The sequence below is a fragment of the Endozoicomonas euniceicola genome (assembly GCF_025562755.1).
Classification (GTDB): Bacteria; Pseudomonadota; Gammaproteobacteria; order Pseudomonadales; family Endozoicomonadaceae; genus Endozoicomonas_A; species Endozoicomonas_A euniceicola.
This window is the reverse complement of record NZ_CP103300.1, coordinates 1060949-1081875: the sequence shown is the minus strand read 5'-3', so window position 1 is coordinate 1081875 and position 20927 is coordinate 1060949. Positions and strand designations below refer to the sequence as shown.

Sequence of the window (20927 nt, the reverse complement as noted above, 5' to 3'; positions counted from 1 at the left end):
CATGCACTATAGTGAAGCTTTTTTACTGCATAAGCATGAAAACAGCTTAATCATGGTGTCAATGTGGAGAACTATTTCGCAGTTCTGTTGTTTTCTTTCACAACGGCGGTCACGCCCGGCCCCAACATCATCATGATCACCAGTTCAGGCTTGAATTATGGCATCAGAAAGAGCATGCCCCATTATCTGGGAGTCTGTATTGGCTTGCCTGTTATGGTGGCAGCCGTTGGCCTGGGGTTTGACCTGGTATTCCATGAGTTTCCGTTTTTACATGAAATTATAAAAGTGACGGGGATATTTTATTTTTTCTATCTGGCCTACCATGTGGCAGCCGCATCAGGAACCTCGATCCACGAAAATAAAAATAAACCCCTTACTTTTTTTCAGGCTGCTGTTTTCCAGTGGATCAATCCCAAGGCATGGATTATGGCCACCGAAGCGATAGCCGCTTACACCACCCAAGACAGTGACATGCTTATGCAGGTGTACTATGTAACCCTTGCTTTTTTTCTGATGATGTTTCCGTGTACTGCTGTCTGGTTGTTTTTTGGTGTCAACCTCAAAAAAATATTGAAAAATGAAATACAACAGCGGTTATTTAATTTATGTATGGCAGTGCTGCTCATACTGTCAGTCGCGCCTGTTATTATTGAACTGGTACTAAAGTACTTTTTCTAATCGATTGCAACTGTTCTCAGAAAGTCAGAGACAGTTTTAGCTTTTTCAACCAGCTTTCGGCTGCATGAGCTATATATCTGAATAAAATGATCTGCTTGCGCTATAATTCCTGATCCAGACTGAAACAATAAAGCCTGAATGAAAACGGAGTCGTGGTGGAAAACTATCTTGCTGTTCTGCTGTTTACGTTCTCAACAACAGTAACGCCAGGGCCAAATAATATTATGATCATGAGCTCCGGGCTAAACTATGGCATCAAAAAAAGCATGCCGCACTATCTGGGCATTTGCATCGGCTTTCCTGCAATGGTGGTAGCCGTCGGTCTTGGCTTTGATGTTGTGTTTCAGAAATTTCCTTTTTTGCATGAAGTAATAAAAGTCGCAGGAACTTTATACCTTCTTTATCTGGCCTATGGTGTGGCAGTATCCGGCAGTGCGGCTAGCGAAAGTAAAAGAAGGCCTTTGACGTTTATGCAGGCTGCTGTTTTTCAGTGGGCCAACCCCAAGGCGTGGATCATGGCAACAGGAGCCGTTGCCGCCTTCACCACTATGGATAGCCATATTATTCTGCAGGTCTTTTATATTACCCTTGCTTTCTTTCTGGCTGCTTTCCCCTGCATTGCCGTTTGGCTTTTTTTTGGCAGCCACCTGAAAAAAATATTAAGAAATGAAATGCACCACAGGCTGTTTAATATTTCCATGGCGCTCTTGCTGGTGCTCTCGGTAATACCGGTTATTATTGAACTTGCTGAAAAGTACCTTGCCTGGTAAGACGGTCAGTGTCCCTTACCATCCATGAGTAGAGCCAGTGTCAGGCTTTGCTTGTCTCCCGGATCGTAGTGCCTTGTCTGGATAGAAGCTCTCTAAACTTCAGGAGCGGTAGAACTCATACAACCTTTGCACAGGGTATTGGGTTTCTTTGGGTAGAGGGTCAACATAACTATCGATAGTTAGCTAACAGAGTGTTGCTGCACTAGACTTTCCCTGTACTCAACAGGAGGGCAGGTAATGCTCAGAACCAAGCACAACCTGACAGACGATTTTGGTCTGGTGCAGGATCGCGTTTCCATGTTGAAGCAGAACGATCAGGAGTTTCAGCGCCTGAGCAAGGTCTATGCAGAACTGGACCACAAAGTCAGAGGGTTGGAAATGCGCAATGTTCCGACCAGTGACGAGAATTTTGTCGGGTTGAAAACACAACGTGTGCATATTAAGGATGTGCTTTTTAAGCGACTGAAAGAGTGGGGTGAGACAGGCAACTGAAGTCATTTCAGCTTTTTGTGGCAGGGACTGCTCTTGCAGCCCCTGCTCATGCAGCGGCTGTCAGTCAGTGAGGGTAAGACCCATCAGTGAGAGTAACAGTTATCCCAGTCTTTCCAGACCGCTTCAAATCCTTTTGCCTTAATGGCGTCCGCTACCTGCTCAGGACGACGGTTGTCGTCAATAGCGAACTGCTCCAGTGCCGTATGTTTCAGAAACTCATCGTTAACATAGCCGCCGGGCTGGGTGCTGGAAAAAGCACTCATAGTGGTAACGCCAAGGGGCAGAACATTATCTCTGAAGTGGGCAGACTCTCTGGTCGATAATGACAACTCAGCTTCTGGTTTAAACAACCGGTAAGCGCAAATCAACTGTACCAGTTGGCGGTCAGAAATAACCGACACCGGGTGCAGCTCTCCTTCACAGGGGCGCAGTCTTGGAAATGAAATAGAGTAACGGGTACGCCAGTAAGTTTTTTCCAGGTAATTCAGGTGGGCTGCGGTCATAGCAGCATCGGTGCGCCAGTCTTCCAGGCCAATCAATGCACCAATACCGATTTTATCGATACCTGCTTTACCTAGACGGTCAGCTGTTTCCAGCCGATAGTCAAAGTCAGACTTGCTGCCGCGCAGGTGGTAATTTTTATAGGCTGTACGATGATAGGTTTCCTGATAAACCAGAACAGCGTCCAGCCCCAGGCTCATTAACTCCTCGTAATCAGTCTGATCCAGCGGTTGTACTTCCATGCTGATATGGGAGAAATGCGAGCGCAGTCTGGGTAATACCTGACGAAAGTATTCCATGCCAACGGTTCCCGGTGCCTCTCCGGTCACCAGCAGCAGATGTTCAAAGCCGTGGGCCTTAATGGCCTTGATCTCAGCATCCAGCTCATCCATTGACAGCGTTTTGCGGCGAATTTTATTCCCCAGGCTGAAACCGCAATAAGTGCAGATATTGGTGCACTTATTGGACAGGTACAGGGGAATATACAGCTGAATGGTATTACCAAACCGTTGCCGGGTAAGCTGCATACTCTTCTGTGCCATAGCTTCCAGGTAAGGGGCAGCCGCAGGCGATATCAGGGCAAGAAACTGGTCATGGCTCAGACGTCTGGCAGACAGTGCCTGTTCAACATCGGCAGCGGTTTTACTGGCAATAGACAGTTTTAACTCATTCCAGTGGAGCTGATTGAAGGTGTCGAGAAAGCTCATCAGAGGTCATCCAGAAAAGCGGTCAGGGGGCTGCTGGCATGGGCTTCCAGACTCCTTGAACCCAGGCCGGCCTCGTAGGCTCTGCGACCTGCACTGACCGCTTCTTTAAACGCTATAGCCATGGCAACCGGGTCTGGAGACACAGCGATCGCGGTGTTGACCAGTACAGCGTCGGCACCCAGTTCCATCGCCTGTGCAGCATCCGAGGGGCTGCCAATACCGGCGTCAACCACTACGGGGACTTTGCTTTGCTCGATAATAATTTGCAGAAATTCACGGGTTTTCAGTCCCAGGTTGCTGCCGATAGGAGAGCCCAGTGGCATCACCGCAGCCGCTCCGGCTTCTTCAAGGTGTTTGCACAAAACCGGATCAGCATGGATATAAGGTAGAACAATAAATCCCTGTTGAGAGAGCTGTTCGCACGCTTTCAGGGTTTCGATAGGATCGGGCAGCAGATATTTCGGGTCAGGGTGAATTTCCAGTTTCAGCCAGTTGGTTTGCAGGGCTTCCCTGGCCAGTTGTGCAGCGTACACGGCTTCTTTGGCGTCACGGGCTCCGGAAGTGTTGGGTAGCAGGTTAATAGAAGGGTGCTGCAATAATGGCTCCAGAATGTCGTCATCCTGCGAGTTAAGGTCAACCCGCTTGAGTGCCATGGTGACCAGCTCACTGTTGGAGGCAATAATGGCGTCGGCCATGATCTGGCGATTCTGGAACTTCCCTGTCCCGGTAAACAGCCGGGATGTCAATGTTTTGTCCGCGATTTTCAGCATTCTGGTGTTATCTGTTGTCATCAATCAGTCAGGAATTGGAAGATGCTTTTGTTTATCCGCCAGCTGTCGCCTTAATCAGGGTTATCTGGTCACCTTCCTCAAGCCTGTGATTCTCCCATTGTGAACGGCTGACAATCTGGCTATTGACTGCCAGAGCAACCCCTTTGCCTTCCTGACTCAGTACTTTCAGCAGCTCCCTGAGAGTCAGGGGAGTTGCCACGGTAACTGGTTGATCGTTTACCTTGATTTGCATTCTGTTCCACAGGTGTTGTGTTGAGTACTTATCCGTTGGGCGATTCTAATCAAAGTCGTAAGGCCTTCATAGGGGGGGGTGTGTAAAAGGTAGACACATTGTGAAGGCCAGGAGCGTGAATTGAAGGAAATGCTGCCGGGGATCGGATTCCCCGGCAACGATTATGGGATCACTCAGAGCGTGCAGACAAATGCCCAGGACTCATCACTGCCTGGCTCGCTGGTGGTCCACCACTTGGCTTTGTATACGCCGCCGTTGTGGATAATCTGATCATCGCCATTGGCATTGGAGCCGTTGGGCCAGTTTGGGTAGGCATTAAGGCCAGCAGTATCGATGCCGGCAGCACTGCACTGTTGGCCGCCGCCATTCTCACCGCCACCACTCTCACCGCCACCATTGCTGAGATCAGCCAGAGGCAGTTCAGGGTACTCAGACTTCAGCGCATAATCCGTGCCGTTAATATTGACTGTCCATGCCTGAGGTCCGGTGATGGGCAGGTAGTAGTTCAGGGTCAACTCAACGCTGGCACCATGCCCCAGGTTTTGCCAGGCGGGCAGGCTGAAGGCGACCCGGTGGAACTCTTTATTCAGGCCACCAATATTATTGCCGCTGGCATTGGCACCGCTGTCAACCACTTCAAGCTTGAATCCACTCTGGTCAGCCACCGAAATGCGATTGTTGCTGTCTACATGGGCAAAGGCGTAGTTGATATGGGTAAGTTTATCCCAGGGAATGTTGTTGACCTGATAAGCGGGTTGGCCGTTAGCGCCATTATGCCATGAGGTGAAGTAGCCAATAATACGACGAGGGTGGCCCCTGATCCCATTTTTTCCCGCCCCTGCTCGTCGTAGATGGTGCAGTAGGCAGGGGTGACACCAGGCGTTTGATACAGGCCGTCCGGACGGCATTTGTTATCTTCTGGCAGAGGGGGGTCGCTGTCACTGACATTGATAACCGCCGCAGTTTAGGTGCCGATGCCTCCATCATTATCGGTGGCCACCGCTTTGAGTTGTTGGCGACCATTTACCGCAGTCCATTCCTGAGCATAAGGTGCGGAAGTGTCTTCACCCAGCAGGGTATTGTTGGCATAAAACGACACTTTGCTGATGGTGCCGTCGTTGTCAGAAGCGTTTGCCTGCAACAGTATCGAATCATCGGTGGTATAGGTTGAGCCATTGGCAGGTGACGTCAGGCTGGTCTGGGGTGGCTGGTTATCAGGTGCCGGAGGCTCGCTGCCGCCACAGCTGCCTAGCAATGTCCATTCCTGGTAAGCACCCGAAGACTGTTCGGGGTTGTTGCCCTGAGTCCACCAGTTCGCTTGATAGGCTTTATTGTTGTATTGGATTTTGTCGCCACCGTTATAGACGTCAGTGGTCTCCCATGAATCAAGGGGGGAGCAGTTGTAAGCCATTACCGAAGGGGAGGACATCATGGCTAAACCGCTCAGCGCAAACAGGCTGTATAGTCTTAGCAAAATCGTCGTAAACCCTCGCCCAATGCGGGCGGGGATATAAGACGGGAAGGCGCAGAGCCTTCCGCCATCAATCTGGTGTACTCTGGCTATTAACGTAGTCCTTCAGAGTCTCGATAGTTGCACCGCCAGCACTGCAAGCAAAGTAAGACCTTGACCACATTAAGCCTGCTTTGCTCTGAGCAGTAAGGTGGGTATTCAGCATTCGCAACCGTCTTGATGATGTTGATTTGAGATTATTTACCATGACACTGATAGCCAGTTTTGGTGGGTAGGCCACCAACAGGTGTACGTGATCTTTTTCGCCATCCATTTCAAGTAACTGGCATTCCAGTTTTTCACATGCACTCTCGAACGACTCCCGTAACTGCTTGATCATATAGCCATCAAAAAGCTTTCGTCTGTACTTTGTCGTGAACACCAAATGAACAACCAGCTTGGTAACGCTATGTCGTTTGCGAAGATACCCTTTAAGCAAATCTTTATTGTGTGCGCCCACTTGAAAACCTCTTTCAAATACCTTTAATATAAAGCTTATATTAATGAGCACTGAAATAAAGTTCCATGCTGAGAGCCACCAAAGTACGAATCTATCCAACATCAGAGCAGGCGGAATTTCTCGACCGTCAGTTTGATGCTGTGCGGTTCGTATGGAACAAGGCCCTGGCTATTAAGGTTCATTATTACAAGGTTCGTGGGCAGAGCCTTTCTCCCAAAAAACACCTGAAGCCCTTGCTGGCAAAAGCCAAGAAAAGCCGAAAGTACTCATGGCTGAAAAACGCTGACTCTATTGCACTGCAACAGGCCACTATCAATCTGGATACGGCCTTTCAAAACTTTTTCAATCCCAAATTGCAGGCAAGATTTCCTCGCTTCAAGAAAAAGCATGGCAAGCAAAGTAGCTACCATTGTACGTCTGTCTCTGTGGGCGATAACTGGATAAAAATCCCCAAGTGCAAGCCCATAAGGGCTAAAGTGCATCGTGAAATAGTGGGTAAGGTGAAGTCTGTCACCCTGAGCAGAACGCTAACCGGCAAGTATTTTGCCTCCATATTGGCTGATGATACCCAGGAACAACCAAAACAGATTGATAATCTTGAAGCTAATCAGGTTGTCGGTGTTGATATGGGGATTACTGATCTGGCTATCACCAGTACCGGCCATAAGACTGGCAATCCTCGCTTTCTGAAAAAAGCACAACGTAACCTGAAAAGAAAACAACAGGCTCTATCTCGCTGCAAGAAAGGCTCAAAAGGTAGGCACAAAGCCCGTTTATTGGTGGCAAAGGCGCATGAGCGTGTAGCCTTTGCCCGTAATGATTTTCAGCATAAGCTATCAAAACAACTCATCGACGAAAACCAAGCGGTGATTGTGGAGACACTGAAAGTTAAAAACATGCTCAAGAACAAGCGTCTTGCTCGTTCTATTGCTGATGCTGGCTGGCACTCACTGATAACCAAACTCGAATACAAGGCAAAGCAGGAAGGTAAACATCTGGTGAAGATAGACCAGTGGTTTGCATCCTCTAAAACTTGCTCAGTCTGCGATTTGAAACAGGAAAAAATGCCATTGAGAATCCGATCATGGGAGTGTAGCTGTGGTGCTATCCATGACCGGGATATTAATGCAGCTCGCAATATCAAGAAGCAAGGCATATTGAAATTAAAGGCGGAAGGACTGTCCGTTTCTGCTGATGGAGGCTTGCGTAAATCCGGCAGACTGTCGGTTGCTGCCTAAGAAATCAGAAGCCTCACCCGATAGGGTGGGGAGCAGTCACGGCAATATCCAAACCCTTGTGAGCATAGGTTTGGGTGATCGTTATTCTGAGGCTTCCTTTGTGGTATCGCCACAGGCAGTTGAGCAACAGGCTCCTTCGTCAACTTCGTCAACACCTTGATTATTCGTTGAGGGCGGGGTGTCCGAAGGTTCGACCTCCTGACTGTTGTTTTGTCTTCTGAAATTAGTGCTACATCGAAGATACCTGCGAAAGCGACCTCTGTTTTCAGGCGTGTCATGTTGTATGGTCTGTTCTATCGATATGGGGCGCCACTCTCTTACTTCGGAGAAAAAGTTTCCTCCAGCTTCAGTAACATTATTTCTGCTTGTCATCCACCTCTGTAATTCCGTTGAACTGAGGCGTAAACTCGCTTGCCCCCTGACTCTGGCGCTTCCATTTTCATTGGGTGGGATCTGCTGAGGTATGTAATTGACCAGTCTGAAACGTACCACGGTTGTGCGATCAGTGATATTTTCATTATCAATATAGGTTAGGGTAAACGCATGGTCTCTTTCTCTAAGAGAGCTTATAAGGTGTCTTACTGCCGGAACAATATCGTCAACCTGAAGGTGTCGCTGCTGGCCATCCAGTATAAATTGCACCATAAATTCTTGTGGAGCACTGCTGGTTCTTATCCTTGTGGGAGGAGTACTTGAGTCATAAGGATTACTAAAATATTCTCTTAGGTTCGCTGCTTGTATCCGCATATCAATGTCTTCACGGATGTGCAATTCGGGGTTATGAGCTACTAAGGTAATAACTGAGAAAACGGCAGTGATACGATGTTCAGACCGGGTTCGTTCAATACCCTGGTAGATTAGTTGAGCCGGAGAGGTCTCGTTCTGTAAGTGTTCGGCTCTTATCCAAACCTCTTCCACCAGGTTGTTCAGAAGATTTTCAGCACTCTGTTCATCGGACAGCTCAAACGTCACTCTTGAGTTTTGACGAACAAACCTATCACTGTTTGAACTCTGCAGGTCATAGCCTGGCGAAGTTACGGAGGATAAATCTTTATCCTGGAGACGTTGTCTGACATTTTCACGAAGATCGGTAAGCGTCTGATCAGCAGGTTCTCTATCGCTTTCTGGTGCTGGCGTATAGCCTGATTCCGGTGTTCGATGGCTACGAGCGCTCTCGGTTGTTATCAGATGAAAAGAAATGCTTTCTGACTGAAATGCCCGAGTAAATGCTCTTAATCCGTATCTTAATTGCTGCGATGGGATATCGGGAGAGCGCAAGTCCTGATCAAATTGATCGTGACGGCTCTGTTCTGTTTGCCGGGATGCCCCTGCTGTATTTTCATTTGCAGGTTCTGTTTTCTGTCTTTTAGAGTTCTGGCTGGACGCCATGTTGGAGCGTCTGTCAGTTTCTGTCCCGGGTCGTACTGATAATGCGATTGTGACAGTACGAGTGTTTACTTCCCGGATAGTTCCGGGCATCGGACGCCAGCTGTCAATCCGCCCATCGTCTAGCAATTGGTTGGCAATTCGACTGGCTCTGTTCATTACTTGTGGTACTTCTACTGGATTAGGCGTTGTGATATGGATGTGCATCGTATGTCCGTCATTAGCGTTTAAGCTATCAATAGCTTCTGAAATACGATTGAACCCAGAGTGATTTAATGCGCTATCAATATGATGTAGCGCAGGAAGAATGTTTCTGGCCAGCTCTTCTTCATGGCTGCGAACCGATAGCTCAGCTCGAATAAGCTGGTAGCCTCCCCTAATTAAGAATGCAGGCTGCCCTTCAGTAGCAGGAACTTCTTCAACGGTAAAGTCTGAGTTATTTCTTAGCCATTCCAGGCTCAGCCGAGAAGCATGCTTTTGGGAATCAGTGTTGATTTCTATAACAAAGCTTGTGCTGGTTTTATTGTTGGAGACCCTGTAATAAGTGGCATACAGGTTTTCGGAAGCAGCGAAAAGTAAAAGGCAATAAATAGGGGTAAGGATCGTTATTCGAAACTGCTTTAAATGGTTTTTCATAAACAGGCCTCATCATGATGGATGAAGTAGGGAGTTTGGGTGGTTTTTTCTAAATCAAACCAGAAAGATAGGTGCAATAACCTTTAATGCCAAGGTTCTATTATCTGCAGGCCATCATACGAAGTTTGCCAGGTAATTCTGCTACACGACCACTGATGCCTGCCAAGACTCCTCTACTGTCTTTGCACGATAACCCTTTCACCTTTTTTAACGAACCTTGCGAAATTCTCCATCCATAGCCTCTCATTGGGAGCGGCGCGACCTTTGAAGGTTTGGATGGAGATCGATAGCGAGGCTTGCGTAGAGCAAGCCCATGTACTAACTTCAGTGCACTGCGAATGCCGCCGATGCGCTGGGACACAGCGTATGTGTAAAGAGTTCCCCTGTCGTGGTTCGGCAACCTGTACGACAGCGAGAGGCTATGTTATTTGACATAGTGGGTCGCACGTAATTCCCGATTAGAAGCCCCCACTAGAATCGGCTTGCCGATTTAGTGGAGGGAGTATGTCACTAGACTGAATTGGTCGCACTTAGTTTATGAATTCGTGATGTTTTGGTCATGAATCAGGTCCTACTTCTGATAATTATCCCATTTTTGAAAACCTTGGTTTGTTGTCATTGAACGCATGCAATCTGAACTACAGCCATAGAAAACTTAGCAAAATCGTCGTAAACCCTCGCCCAATGCGGGCGGGGATATAAGACGGGAAGGCGCGGAGCCTTCCGCCATCAATCTGGTGTACTCTGGCTATTAACGTAGTCCTTCAGAGTCTCGATAGTTGCACCGCCAGCACTGCAAGCAAAGTAAGACCTTGACCACATTAAGCCTGCTTTGCTCTGAGCAGTAAGGTGGGTATTCAGCATTCGCAACCGTCTTGATGATGTTGATTTGAGATTATTTACCATGACACTGATAGCCAGTTTTGGTGGGTAGGTCACCAACAGGTGTACGTGATCTTTTTCGCCATCCATTTCAAGTAACTGGCATTCCAGTTTTTCACATGCACTCTCGAACGACTCCCGTAACTGCTTGATCATATAGCCATCAAAAAGCTTTCGTCTGTACTTTGTCGTGAACACCAAATGAATAACCAGCTTGGTAACGCTATGTCGTTTGCGAAGATACCCTTTAAGTAAATCTTTATTGTGTGCGCTCACTTGAAAACCTCTTTCAAATACCTGTAATATAGAGCTTATATTAATGAGCACTTAAATAACGTTCCATGCTGAGAGCCACCAAAGTACGAATCTATCCAACATCAGAGCAGGCGGAATTTCTCGACCGTCAGTTTGATGCTGTGCGGTTCGTATGGAACAAGGCCCTGGCTATTAAGGTTCATTATTACAAGGTTCGTGGGCAGAGCCTTTCTCCCAAAAAACACCTGAAGCCCTTGCTGGCAAAAGCCAAGAAAAGCCGAAAGTACTCATGGCTGAAAAACGCTGACTCTATTGCACTGCAACAGGCCACTATCAATCTGGATACGGCCTTTCAAAACTTTTTCAATCCCAAATTGCAGGCAAGATTTCCTCGCTTCAAGAAAAAGCATGGCAAGCAAAGTAGCTACCATTGTACGTCTGTCTCTGTGGGCGATAACGGGATAAAAATCCCCAAGTGCAAGCCCATAAGGGCTAAAGTGCATCGTGAAATAGTGGGTAAGGTGAAGTCTATCACCCTGAGCAGAACGCTAACCGGCAAGTATTTTGCCTCCATATTGGCTGATGATACCCAGGAACAACCAAAACAGATTGATAATCTTGAAGCTAATCAGGTTGTCGGTGTTGATATGGGGATTACTGATCTGGCTATCACCAGTACCGGCCATAAGACTGGCAATCCTCGCTTTCTGAAAAAAGCACAACGTAACCTGAAAAGAAAACAACAGGCTCTATCTCGCTGCAAGAAAGGCTCAAAAGGTAGGCACAAAGCCCGTTTATTGGTGGCAAAGGCGCATGAGCGTGTAGCCTTTGCCCGTAATGATTTTCAGCATAAGCTATCAAAACAACTCATCGACGAAAACCAAGCGGTGATTGTGGAGACACTGAAAGTTAAAAACATGCTCAAGAACAAGCGTCTTGCTCGTTCTATTGCTGATGCTGGCTGGCACTCACTGATAACCAAACTCGAATACAAGGCAAAGCAGGAAGGTAAACATCTGGTGAAGATAGACCAGTGGTTTGCATCCTCTAAAACTTGCTCAGTCTGCGATTTGAAACAGGAAAAAATGCCATTGAGAATCCGATCATGGGAGTGTAGCTGTGGTGCTATCCATGACCGGGATATTAATGCAGCTCGCAATATCAAGAAGCAAGGCATATTGAAATTAAAGGCGGAAGGACTGTCCGTTTCTGCTGATGGAGGCTTGCGTAAATCCGGCAGACTGTCGGTTGCTGCCTAAGAAATCAGAAGCCTCACCCGATAGGGTGGGGAGCAGTCACAACAAAAATACAGAATATATAGCCGATCAACATCTTTGATTCATAACCAAGGGGCTTAATGAGTCTCGTATACATGGTCATTTTCATCCTGTAATAATGGACGATATATCTAAAAGAGTGAGGCTCATTTCATATTGGAGAAGACTGAGGCTTGCGTAGCAAGTCTGTTGTGCTAGATTTGATTTGTTTTTTATGTTTTAGCGATTCCACTGCGAAGGTATTAAAAATGGAAATAAAAGTAATCCTGCGCTGTAAAGGAGGAACTGCGTTAAGGCATTGCCTTTCTCCACGGCGGGGAGGATGTCAAGAACTTATGGCTATCCTTGTCCGTAGTTCTTTATTTTTGAAAATAAAATGGAATCAGCTTATTTTTTTAGGTTAGAGAATCAATTCATTAGAGTTATGCACTTTTTATAAGGTCGAGTTCTTATAAAGGGGAGGGTATTAACTATTGCCTTTTTTATGGACTAAGAAGTTTTGATAAATATTAATTTTATTATTTTTTCTGAGCGGTAAAATAATGCGTATATACAAACAGATAGCCTCAGCTTTTTTGTTACTGGCACAACTTATAGTCATTACATTTCTTTCTGGCAGACTTTATGCCCAAAATTATTACAATATTAAGAATGTTAATGGGAACCCCTTCTATTTCTCTAGCCCAGTTCCTCTTAATTTAGAATGGCTTCGAGATAATTTCTCGCTAGATATTGAATCTGTACAGTCAAATTCAGATTCGCCGGTACGAGTTTATGAATTCAGTGGAGGGATGGTTCCCAGTACTTCAAGATCAGCAACTCCTGAGGCACGCAGCCTGGAGTATTCGAGAACTATTGCACCTGTATTGAGAGTGATACAGGCTCAGTCTGCCCATGATCGTTTCAGACAAACCTCGCTTCCGGCTCCAGAGAGTCCTACGGACTCACACATCGTAAGAATCTATATTACATTGCCAGGAAGTTCTCATGTAACAGATCATATGAATGATGTCATCACCATCGCACAAGAACTGGTACAACAAGGAGTTGCTGACCGTTGGCATGCAGAGGAAAGTGCCTTTATATCACCGAACCGCCCGGTCTTATCTTTATCAATGTATGTGGATCGCCCTCATCAAGTTCCTGAGCCAGCAGTTTCTCCGGCCGATCCTCCAGCAGATCTTAATGAGGTGATAACTGAAGAAAGTGGAAGAAACTGGAGGCGCTGCAGAAGGTTGGGAAGTTGCTTTAGTCAAAACTTCCGGCGTTTAGTGTTCGTTGATTCTAATGAGGTGACAACTCAAGAAAGTAATGGTGCTTATTTTGAAAGTCCCCGAACTTTAGATGGTGGTCTTAGACTTCAGTTTAATGTTGAAAGGGACGGAATGGACTCGGCAGAGAGCATTCGACAGATTATAAATACTTTCAGGCGACGTGCCGAGAACGCCAGAGTAGGGTTCACTGAGTCGTTTTCCAGCAATGGAGCTGTGCGAAATCAAAGTTCTGGAAACATTCGCTTTTTTTCACCGTATACCCCACCGCCAATAAACTGGATGGCTGACGGAGATGAGCAACTTCATGCAATAAGAGAACAGGTTGTAGAGCAACTACGCAATCGACATGTTTATAGTGCAGGTTCACCTACATATGAGGTTGAAAATGCGAGAAACTCTGAAGCCGGACTTTTTTCACGACGGCATTTTATGGTCACTATTCCTCTATCTATTGTTTCAGGGTCAGAAGGTGATGATGATGTTGTTAATGTTGCCAGACGCTCATTACAGAACGAGGTGGGGGCTATTCGGACGTTTCTTGAAAGTTTGACTTCGAATCGATATGCCGGGCTTGTCACATGGAATTATCATGATGTTAACTATGCTCCCGATCGCCACTCAGTGGAAGTTTCGTTCATCTTTACAAATTACGTAGATAATAACAGAGTTTCAACATCGAGTGTCGGCTTGCCTCACCTGAATTCGAACTCTCCAAATCATTGGCAGATAAGGCAATGGATGCCTGTGTATATTGCTTCCTCTAATCAACAGATTGTGTTTGATAGAGAGCAGAGAGCTGCTCTATGTAGCAGGTTAGGTGCGTTTCTTGTTTTCAATTTGGTAAGAAGACCTGTGCGGTGGATTAGGGAACGGGTAGGCTCAGCAGGCAATCAGCAACCAGATGTTGAACTTGAACTTGAATCGGAAGAGGCTCAAAGAAGATTGCTTCAGGATGCGTCCAGAGCTGTAGCTGGACCCTCAGGAGTCAATATGAAGGGGCAATGAAGTTCTGTGTACGGCGAAAACACTGAGTGGTGTCTGAAATGATGTAACGGGATCATTTTTTGTACACCTGTAATTGAGTACTCGCCTGAGTATATCTAAAGAACCGGAATGCCTGTTCAATCGCAGTTGATGTGCCTCGCCATAATGCCAGTGGCTAAAACGCAAACACCATGCAAAAGCAATGGCAAGAAGGCGCATCAACTTTAAATCAGGGTGGCGAATAATTTTACCAAACCCAATGCAACTTTACTTATCGGTAAAATTGCTGCACTGACTTTTATATATTGCTGCTTCATTATCCTCTATTAAAAACCAGCTATAAACGCTAGACTTGACCGTTTATTTTCTGTAGTGCATCTGTCATCGGGAACCCCCATGGAGAATCTGGAAACAATTACCTCAAGCGCCCTCGCCGAAGTCGAGTCAGCAGCCAATGCCGCTGACCTGGATCAGGTTCGGGTTCGCTTTCTGGGAAAAAAAGGCGAGTTGACCCAACTGCTGAAAGGTCTGGGCAAGCTGTCAGCCGAAGAACGCCCAAAGGCTGGCGGCCTGATCAACGAAGCCAAGCAGCAGGTACAGGCTGCGATTAACGCTAAACGCGAGGGCATGGAAAAAGCTGCCCTGGAAGCTCGCCTGGCCAGCGAAACCATTGATGTCACCCTGTCCGGCCGTGGTCAGGAAATGGGTACGGTACATCCGATCACCCGCACTATGGAGCGCATCAGCGATTACTTCAGCCGCATTGGTTTTGAAGTGGCGCGTGGGCCTGAGATCGAAGATGATTATCATAACTTCGAAGCCCTCAATATTCCGGGCCACCACCCGGCACGTGCCATGCACGACACGTTCTACTTCAACGACAACACGGTACTGCGTACTCACACCTCTCCGGTACAGGTACGGGTGATGGAACAGTTTGCCAGGGCAAACCAGGAACCACCGATTGCTATCGTGTGTCCGGGCAAAGTATACCGTTGTGACTCTGACCAGACCCACAGCCCGATGTTCCATCAGGTAGAAGGTTTGTACGTGGCAGAGAAGGTCAGCTTTGCGGATCTGAAAAGTGTCCTGAGTGACTTCCTGCGTGTATTCTTCGAGCGTGACGATCTGAAAGTGCGCTTCCGTCCTTCCTATTTCCCTTTCACCGAACCTTCTGCGGAAGTGGATATCGAATGGGGCAAAAACCCGGACGGTTCCACCAAGTGGCTTGAAGTGCTGGGCTGCGGCATGGTGCACCCGAAAGTCTTTGAATATTCCGGTATCGACAGCAAAAAATACTCCGGCTTTGCCTTTGGCATGGGTGTTGAGCGTTTTGCCATGCTGCGTTACGGCGTTAACGATCTGCGCCAGTTCTTCGAGAACGATCTGCGCTTCCTGAATCAGTTTCATTGATTCGCTGGTTAATTGATAACGGAATTTGAGAAAAAGATATGAAATTCAGTGAACAGTGGTTGCGCCAGTGGGTAGCACTTGAGGCCGGTACCCAGGAGCTGGTGGATAAAATCACCATGGCGGGTCTGGAAGTTGATGAAGTAGAGGCGGTTGCCGGTGAATTTACCGGTATCGTCGTGGGCGAAATCGTTGCCTGTGAGCAGCATCCTGATGCTGACAAGCTGCGTGTCACCAAAGTGAACACTGGTTCTGAAGAAGTGCAGGTCGTGTGTGGCGCACCTAATGCCCGTGTGGGTCTGAAAGCACCTTTTGCCACCGTAGGCGCTGTCCTTCCGGGCAATTTTAAAATCAAAAAGGCCAAACTGCGTGGCGTTGAATCCTTCGGTATGCTGTGCGCGGAAGAAGAGATGGGCATGGCAGAATCTTCCGATGGTTTGATGGAACTGCCAGCCGATGCGCCAGTGGGTCAGGACATTCGTGAATACCTGGGTCTGGATGACAGGATCATTGATGTTGACCTGACGCCAAACCGTGGTGACTGCCTGAGCATTGCCGGTCTTGCCCGTGAGGTCAGTGCGAACTTCCTGGCTGAAGTCGATGAGCTGAAGGTTGAGCCGGTGGCACCGGCCATTGACGACACCTTTCCGGTAAAGGTGATCGATAAAGAAGGTTGCCCGCGCTTTCTGACCCGTGTCATCCGCGATGTGGATGTGACTAAACCAGCCCCGCCGTGGATGGTTGAGCGTCTGCGTCGTTCCGGTATCCGCTCTATAGACCCTGTAGTTGATGTCACGGCTTACGTGATGTTGGAACTGGGTCAGCCCATGCACGGTTACGACCTTGATAACCTGAACGGTGGTATTACTGTTCGCAAGGCAGAAGACAGGGAAAAGCTGGTTCTGCTGAACGGAGAAGAAGTCTCCCTGAACAGCAACACCCTGCTGATTGCTGATGACAAACATGCCCTGGGTATTGCTGGTGTCATGGGCGGTGAAGGTTCCGGTGTGAATGCTGAAACCAGAAACGTTCTGCTGGAATCGGCATTCTTTGACCAGATCACTATTGCGGGTAAAGCGCGTTCCTACGGTTTGCACACTGATGCTTCTCATCGCTTTGAACGTGGCGTGGACTTTATGCTGCAGCGCAAGGCCATTGAACGTGCGACCCGGTTGATTCTGGACATTTGCGGTGGTCAGCCAGGTCCGGTGGCTGAAGAAGTCAGCGAAGAACACCTGCCAACCCTGAGTACTGTTCATCTGCGTGCCGAAAAGGTTGAGTCCCTGCTGGGTATAAAGATTGAAAACGATCTGATTGAAGCTCTGCTGACTCGTCTGGGCCTGGAACTGACGACTGAAGGGGAAGGCAAATGGAGCGTGGCGGTACCAAGCTGGCGTTTTGATATTTCCATCGAAGAAGATCTGGTGGAAGAGCTGGGTCGAATCTACGGCTATGAACGCCTGCCGGAAACCATTCCTTCTGCACTGCTGAAGATGAAGCAGGTGGATGAGTCTCTGGTTCAGGAAGCCGACCTTCGTCGTCTGCTTGTGAGTCGTGGTTATCAGGAAGCGGTCTGCTTCAGCTTTATCGATCCAAAACTGCACAGCCAGTTTGATCCTGAGCGTGAAGCGGTGGCTCTGGCCAACCCGATTGCCAGTGATCTTTCGGTGATGCGTACTTCCCTGCTGCCTGGTCTGGTAAAAGCGATCGCTTACAACCTGAATCGTCAACAGAGCCGTGTGCGTCTGTTTGAAATGGGACAGACCTTTATCCATGACGGTGAAGCACTGAAGCAGGAAGAGTTCATGGCGGCTGCCATTACCGGTTCCCGCTTCCCTGAAGGCTGGAACGCTGGCAATGAATCCGTTGATTTCTTCGATATCAAGGGTGATGTTGAAGCGCTGCTGCACAAAGGCGGCGTGGCGGATGAATTTCGCTTTGAAAAAGGTTCACACCCGGCTATGCACCCGGGGCAGTGTGCTGCCCTGGTACGCAAAGAAGGGCATGATGGCAAAGTCGTTGGTCATGTGGGTACTCTGCATCCGACCCTCAAGAAGTCACTGGGTCTGGACAACGAAGTATTCCTGTTTGAAGCGCGTCTGGATGCTGTCACCAAAGGCAAGGTAACCCGTTTCGAGCCTCTGTCCAAATTCCCTGAAGTTCGTCGCGACCTGGCGCTGATTGTTAAACAGGAAGTGGCTGCTGATAACCTGTGCGAAGTGGTTCGTCAGGAAGCCGGTGAGTTGCTGACCGGTGTGCGCATCTTCGACGTGTACGCTGGCAAAGGCATCGAAGATGGTCACAAGAGTCTGGCTCTGGGCATGAAACTTCAGCATGCTGAACGTACCCTGAAAGACGAAGAAGTGAACCAGCTGGTTGATGCGATTGTCAGTCGCCTTGAAAAAGATTTCAGCGCGACACTTCGTGGTTAACGGATAGCGGTCAATGCTCGTCTGACCGGATTGCCGGTTCCCTGATTGTCAGGGAACCGGCGACTGCTCTACCACCAAGATTTTTGCGGGGATGACAGTACAAAAAACAGGCTTCCGCTTCAAATTCAAACCAATAATCATTGTCATCTGCTCATCAATAGCTCTGACTCACCACCTTGGCTTGAATTCCCAGTTTTTCAGTAATTGACCATAAAGCATGCCATGGGTCAGGTAATTTTGCCTGACCGTTAGCCTGATGTCTTCAGACAGCTGTGCAGGCTTGTTGTTTAATTTCCAGGAATCATACACAGAGGCAAACCAGAAGACAGCTTTAATCACGTCTTCCTTCGGTATTGTATTATAAGGAGAGCCAGCACTTTTTTGTAAAAATAACATGACATTGAAATATTTTTTAAGGCTTTCTTTATTGTATAGCTCTGCCAATGGTGGCCCCGCCATCCCTACTTCATGGGTTGTCATAAACAGTGATAGATTAATCATGTTCATAATGTTTGAATTGCCATTGAAAAATAACTCTCCCTCGCTGATTAGCAGTTCTTTGAAATTAAGGACTGATTCCATACTTTCAAAAGGTTCCAGAGAACATTTATGCCGAATTATAAGACTTGTGTGGCCAATATCGTGTTTCAGGAAACGGTAAGGAGAGTGCAGTTCTTCATCGGCCATTTCTGTATAACTTGTGATGACTCCCAGAGGATAAAGTTTTAGGTGGGAGAATCCTACAAAGTCACTGATACTTAAAGGTTCAAAAGTTGGAAGTAATAAAATGTCTGTTTTATCGGCAAGGGTAAGGCTGTTGCGAAACAAAGTTTTGTCTTCGTAATCCTTGTTGTGAAATGGAGCTAGATGCTCTAATGGATAAGACTTTTTTGATATACCTTTTTCGTCTATAGAAATGCGCATTCTGACGGAAGAACTATACAAATAGACAAGTTTGAAAGAAAGCTCAATGAGGGCTTTGTATTCAGGATTTTCGGCATCAAGTTTGCCGAGGTCGGATAAAAGTCTATTAAAAGCTGAACTTTCATCACCTGTCAGTCCTTCCTGGAACTGATTGCCATCAATAATATGTTGAGTAAAGCCTTTCAAGTTTTGCAGAGTTATTTTCAGTGCTGATGTTTTATAGGGTTTCCCATCATTTTCTACAGATTTTCTTTTTTTTATTTCATTCTTGAACCAACGAATGCTTTTTTCTCCGTCCTGGTAAGCATCTCTTATAGCTGGGTCAGAAATGATTTTATACGCAATAGGCGGTTTTACGCTTTCTTGATCGTCAGCCTTAGTCAGTGGTATGAAAAACACTGTTAAAATGACTGCAACGTTTATAAATTTATTCATGAGACATCCCTGGCAGTTTTTTAAAGGTTAGAAAATTAGATAAACAAAAATTGAAATAGTTCCATATTCATGCCGTAGGAAAAGTCAGCCTGTGAGATTATGGCACGCTTTCAGGATCAGACTGCGTGCTATCCATTTTCCGCCTGACAGCCAGGGGCTTTTCGTAAAAAGAAGGTAAACAACCGTACGCCAATAAAGGTTATTGCATTGAACTATATTGCCTTTTACCTGTCCAATGGCTCGATAATTCTAAATGAAAAGGGAAGTCTTATGATTACACCGCCTTTAAGTCAAAATCGACCAATGACTGATATAGCTGATGTCTTAAAGCCTGCACCTCTTTCAGTATGGGCTGGCAGGGTGATTAAAGTAGCTACGGAAACTGTTTGCGAGGTAACTGCTCAAAATCCACTGGCAGGTTCAGAGCAAACTCCTTTGCAGGTCAGTAAAACCGTTGCAGAAAAGACTGAAAATGAAGATTTGCCAGTAAAAAATGAGCAGTTACTCTGCCAGGCTATTTCAGGTCAGGCTCCTCCTGATGATTTCAAATCACAAATGTCACGACATATTGATTTTTATACTTCGGACTCAATGGTGCCTTATGCGATAGAGGAGAAGCGCATTTCGAAATTTTTTGGAGAAATGCCATTTTATGTTGCAAGGCATCCGGGATGCCTATCTTACACCTATGGCGCGATCAAGGCTAAAAAGTTCAAGATATTGATGGAAGCACTCAATGAGTGTCGGGAAAAGTTTCCGGATAATATTATTTCAGTTGGTTCTGGTTCTGCCTTGGCTGAGTCTACATTCGGTATGATCCCGGGCAAAAAAGTTCATTGTTTCGATGCGGAGCCAACGAAACTGTATTCTATGAATATAAATCAAGCGTCCATTCCCGAGGATATGGATACGATATTGCCAGAAGATTGCAGTAAAACCATGCTTATGCTGAATTATCCAAGAGGGTATATTGGTGAAACGCTGAAGGAGTTTGCAAACAGAGGAGGTAAGGCCGTTTTTATGACTCTTGATAATTCTCTACAATGGCAACATTTTAAGTTTGAACCAGATGGGGGAAAGACAGCGATTGCTGAAATCCATAAGTTATTACAAGAGAAGAAAAGTACTGACTTTGTGATAGAACTGAGTGACGGAAATTATACCGAGCAAGTGTTTGCGGAAAATAAATACGTGGTCCGCAAAGGGCCAACTAAAGTGGTTTATTTTAATCGGCCTGAAAATGATGAAAACTTCGAGTTTGCTTTGAAGCTCGCAAGAGAGGCAGGAATATATCCCCAACGGCTTGTGGAAAATAAATGCGTGCACAACTATGGGCCAACTTACGCAGTTTGTTTTAATGGGCCTGAAAACTTCCAGTCTGCTTTGGAGCGCGCAAGTGAGAGGGCAGGAATACCAATGGAAGTGGAAACTTACGCCAGTGTCCCTTGGAATACGCTAAATGAATTGCAGACCTTCGTTCCTTGGAATACGCCAATTGAATCGCAGACCTTCAACAGTCCGTGGCTATAGCCTGCCATTTTGTCCCGGGTAGTTCCCAGTGCCATTCGTTGTCAATGGTCAGGCGCTTATTTCTGCTTGACCTTGCAACACGGTTCACGCACTCTAGGAGAACGAGGAGGTCAGCCCCGGGGT

At 46.9% G+C, this 20927-nt stretch carries 18 protein-coding genes; 9 read left to right on the top strand and 9 right to left on the bottom strand.

Translation table 11 applies throughout. The features are described from left to right. Positions 1-63 precede the first annotated feature (63 nt). From NX720_RS04225 to NX720_RS04215, 3 genes are all read left to right on the top strand, one after another. Entirely contained in the window at positions 64-678 is a 615-nt protein-coding gene (locus NX720_RS04225; RefSeq protein WP_262599604.1) for a LysE family translocator, read from the top strand. Positions 679-833: 155 nt separating this feature from the next. Beyond that, positions 834-1448 carry a LysE family translocator gene (locus NX720_RS04220; RefSeq protein ID WP_262599603.1) on the top strand — a complete coding sequence of 205 codons (615 nt, stop codon included), beginning with the start codon at positions 834-836 and terminating at the stop codon, positions 1446-1448. A 237-nt stretch (positions 1449-1685) separates the two neighbouring features. After that, complete coding sequence (locus NX720_RS04215; RefSeq protein ID WP_262599602.1) at positions 1686-1940, top strand: YdcH family protein; 255 nt, start codon at positions 1686-1688, stop codon at positions 1938-1940. A gap of 83 nt (positions 1941-2023) precedes the next feature. Here NX720_RS04215 and thiH read toward each other — a convergent pair whose 3' ends face one another. From thiH to tnpA (NX720_RS04185), 6 genes are all read right to left on the bottom strand, one after another. Next, positions 2024-3148 carry a 2-iminoacetate synthase ThiH gene (gene thiH / locus NX720_RS04210; RefSeq protein WP_262599600.1) on the bottom strand — a complete coding sequence of 375 codons (1125 nt, stop codon included), beginning with the start codon at positions 3146-3148 and terminating at the stop codon, positions 2024-2026. Continuing rightward, positions 3148-3918 (bottom strand): thiazole synthase, encoded by a 771-nt coding sequence (locus NX720_RS04205; RefSeq protein ID WP_262599598.1) that lies wholly within the window; start codon positions 3916-3918, stop codon positions 3148-3150. Before NX720_RS04205 ends, thiH begins: the two co-directional genes overlap by 1 nt. A 52-nt stretch (positions 3919-3970) precedes the next feature. Continuing rightward, a complete protein-coding gene (thiS, locus tag NX720_RS04200; protein WP_262599597.1) occupies positions 3971-4171 on the bottom strand; it encodes a sulfur carrier protein ThiS in 201 nt (66 codons plus the stop codon). A gap of 173 nt (positions 4172-4344) precedes the next feature. Beyond that, positions 4345-5079 carry a chitinase C-terminal domain-containing protein gene (locus tag NX720_RS04195; RefSeq protein WP_262599596.1) on the bottom strand — a complete coding sequence of 245 codons (735 nt, stop codon included), beginning with the start codon at positions 5077-5079 and terminating at the stop codon, positions 4345-4347. 56 nt (positions 5080-5135) lie between these two features. Continuing rightward, complete coding sequence (locus tag NX720_RS04190) at positions 5136-5603, bottom strand: Ig-like domain-containing protein (RefSeq protein ID WP_262599594.1); 468 nt, start codon at positions 5601-5603, stop codon at positions 5136-5138. Between the two features lie 109 nt (positions 5604-5712). Then, on the bottom strand, positions 5713-6141 hold the full coding sequence (gene tnpA, locus NX720_RS04185) for an IS200/IS605 family transposase (protein ID WP_262599592.1): 429 nt from the start codon (positions 6139-6141) through the stop codon (positions 5713-5715). A gap of 65 nt (positions 6142-6206) precedes the next feature. Here tnpA (NX720_RS04185) and NX720_RS04180 point away from each other — a divergent pair, with 65 nt between their 5' ends. Further along, a complete protein-coding gene (locus tag NX720_RS04180; protein ID WP_262596510.1) occupies positions 6207-7379 on the top strand; it encodes an RNA-guided endonuclease InsQ/TnpB family protein in 1173 nt (390 codons plus the stop codon). Positions 7380-7460: 81 nt separating this feature from the next. Here NX720_RS04180 and NX720_RS04175 read toward each other — a convergent pair whose 3' ends face one another. Together NX720_RS04175 and tnpA (NX720_RS04170) are read right to left on the bottom strand one after the other, a co-directional pair. Next, on the bottom strand, positions 7461-9401 hold the full coding sequence (locus tag NX720_RS04175; protein ID WP_262599591.1) for a hypothetical protein: 1941 nt from the start codon (positions 9399-9401) through the stop codon (positions 7461-7463). A 729-nt stretch (positions 9402-10130) separates the two neighbouring features. Beyond that, positions 10131-10559, bottom strand: a complete 429-nt coding sequence (gene tnpA, locus NX720_RS04170) for an IS200/IS605 family transposase (protein WP_262595413.1) — start codon at positions 10557-10559, stop codon at positions 10131-10133. 65 nt (positions 10560-10624) lie between these two features. Here tnpA (NX720_RS04170) and NX720_RS04165 point away from each other — a divergent pair, with 65 nt between their 5' ends. The 4 genes from NX720_RS04165 to pheT all read left to right on the top strand — a co-directional run bounded on the left by NX720_RS04165 (position 10625) and on the right by pheT (position 17915). Further along, positions 10625-11797 (top strand): RNA-guided endonuclease InsQ/TnpB family protein, encoded by a 1173-nt coding sequence (locus NX720_RS04165; RefSeq protein ID WP_262595932.1) that lies wholly within the window; start codon positions 10625-10627, stop codon positions 11795-11797. Between the two features lie 560 nt (positions 11798-12357). Further along, complete coding sequence (locus NX720_RS04160) at positions 12358-14094, top strand: hypothetical protein (RefSeq protein ID WP_262599590.1); 1737 nt, start codon at positions 12358-12360, stop codon at positions 14092-14094. Positions 14095-14469: 375 nt separating this feature from the next. Continuing rightward, on the top strand, positions 14470-15486 hold the full coding sequence (pheS, locus tag NX720_RS04155) for a phenylalanine--tRNA ligase subunit alpha (protein ID WP_262599588.1): 1017 nt from the start codon (positions 14470-14472) through the stop codon (positions 15484-15486). A 38-nt stretch (positions 15487-15524) separates the two neighbouring features. Next, entirely contained in the window at positions 15525-17915 is a 2391-nt protein-coding gene (gene pheT / locus NX720_RS04150) for a phenylalanine--tRNA ligase subunit beta (protein WP_262599587.1), read from the top strand. Between the two features lie 168 nt (positions 17916-18083). On the opposite strand, the gene NX720_RS04145 is transcribed toward pheT, so the two are convergent. Continuing rightward, positions 18084-19274: a hypothetical protein gene (locus tag NX720_RS04145; RefSeq protein ID WP_262599585.1), complete on the bottom strand. Its 1191-nt coding sequence runs from the start codon at positions 19272-19274 to the stop codon at positions 18084-18086. 270 nt (positions 19275-19544) lie between these two features. Here NX720_RS04145 and NX720_RS04140 point away from each other — a divergent pair, with 270 nt between their 5' ends. Next, positions 19545-20804 (top strand): hypothetical protein, encoded by a 1260-nt coding sequence (locus NX720_RS04140; protein ID WP_262599584.1) that lies wholly within the window; start codon positions 19545-19547, stop codon positions 20802-20804. Positions 20805-20927: the final 123 nt, after the last annotated feature.

What these genes read in the sequence shown, in the direction of transcription:
- NX720_RS04180 (WP_262596510.1), top strand. Translation starts at nt 6,207, where the DNA reads ATGCTGAGAGCCACCAAAGTACGAATCTATCCAACATCAGAGCAGGCG.
- NX720_RS04145 (WP_262599585.1), bottom strand. Translation starts at nt 19,274, where the DNA reads ATGAATAAATTTATAAACGTTGCAGTCATTTTAACAGTGTTTTTCATA.
- NX720_RS04195 (WP_262599596.1), bottom strand. Translation starts at nt 5,079, where the DNA reads ATGCCGTCCGGACGGCCTGTATCAAACGCCTGGTGTCACCCCTGCCTA.
- NX720_RS04140 (WP_262599584.1), top strand. Translation starts at nt 19,545, where the DNA reads ATGATTACACCGCCTTTAAGTCAAAATCGACCAATGACTGATATAGCT.
- NX720_RS04160 (WP_262599590.1), top strand. Translation starts at nt 12,358, where the DNA reads ATGCGTATATACAAACAGATAGCCTCAGCTTTTTTGTTACTGGCACAA.
- pheS (WP_262599588.1), top strand. Translation starts at nt 14,470, where the DNA reads ATGGAGAATCTGGAAACAATTACCTCAAGCGCCCTCGCCGAAGTCGAG.
- thiH (WP_262599600.1), bottom strand. Translation starts at nt 3,148, where the DNA reads ATGAGCTTTCTCGACACCTTCAATCAGCTCCACTGGAATGAGTTAAAA.
- thiS (WP_262599597.1), bottom strand. Translation starts at nt 4,171, where the DNA reads ATGCAAATCAAGGTAAACGATCAACCAGTTACCGTGGCAACTCCCCTG.
- NX720_RS04205 (WP_262599598.1), bottom strand. Translation starts at nt 3,918, where the DNA reads ATGCTGAAAATCGCGGACAAAACATTGACATCCCGGCTGTTTACCGGG.
- NX720_RS04215 (WP_262599602.1), top strand. Translation starts at nt 1,686, where the DNA reads ATGCTCAGAACCAAGCACAACCTGACAGACGATTTTGGTCTGGTGCAG.
- pheT (WP_262599587.1), top strand. Translation starts at nt 15,525, where the DNA reads ATGAAATTCAGTGAACAGTGGTTGCGCCAGTGGGTAGCACTTGAGGCC.
- NX720_RS04165 (WP_262595932.1), top strand. Translation starts at nt 10,625, where the DNA reads ATGCTGAGAGCCACCAAAGTACGAATCTATCCAACATCAGAGCAGGCG.
- NX720_RS04175 (WP_262599591.1), bottom strand. Translation starts at nt 9,401, where the DNA reads ATGAAAAACCATTTAAAGCAGTTTCGAATAACGATCCTTACCCCTATT.
- NX720_RS04190 (WP_262599594.1), bottom strand. Translation starts at nt 5,603, where the DNA reads ATGATGTCCTCCCCTTCGGTAATGGCTTACAACTGCTCCCCCCTTGAT.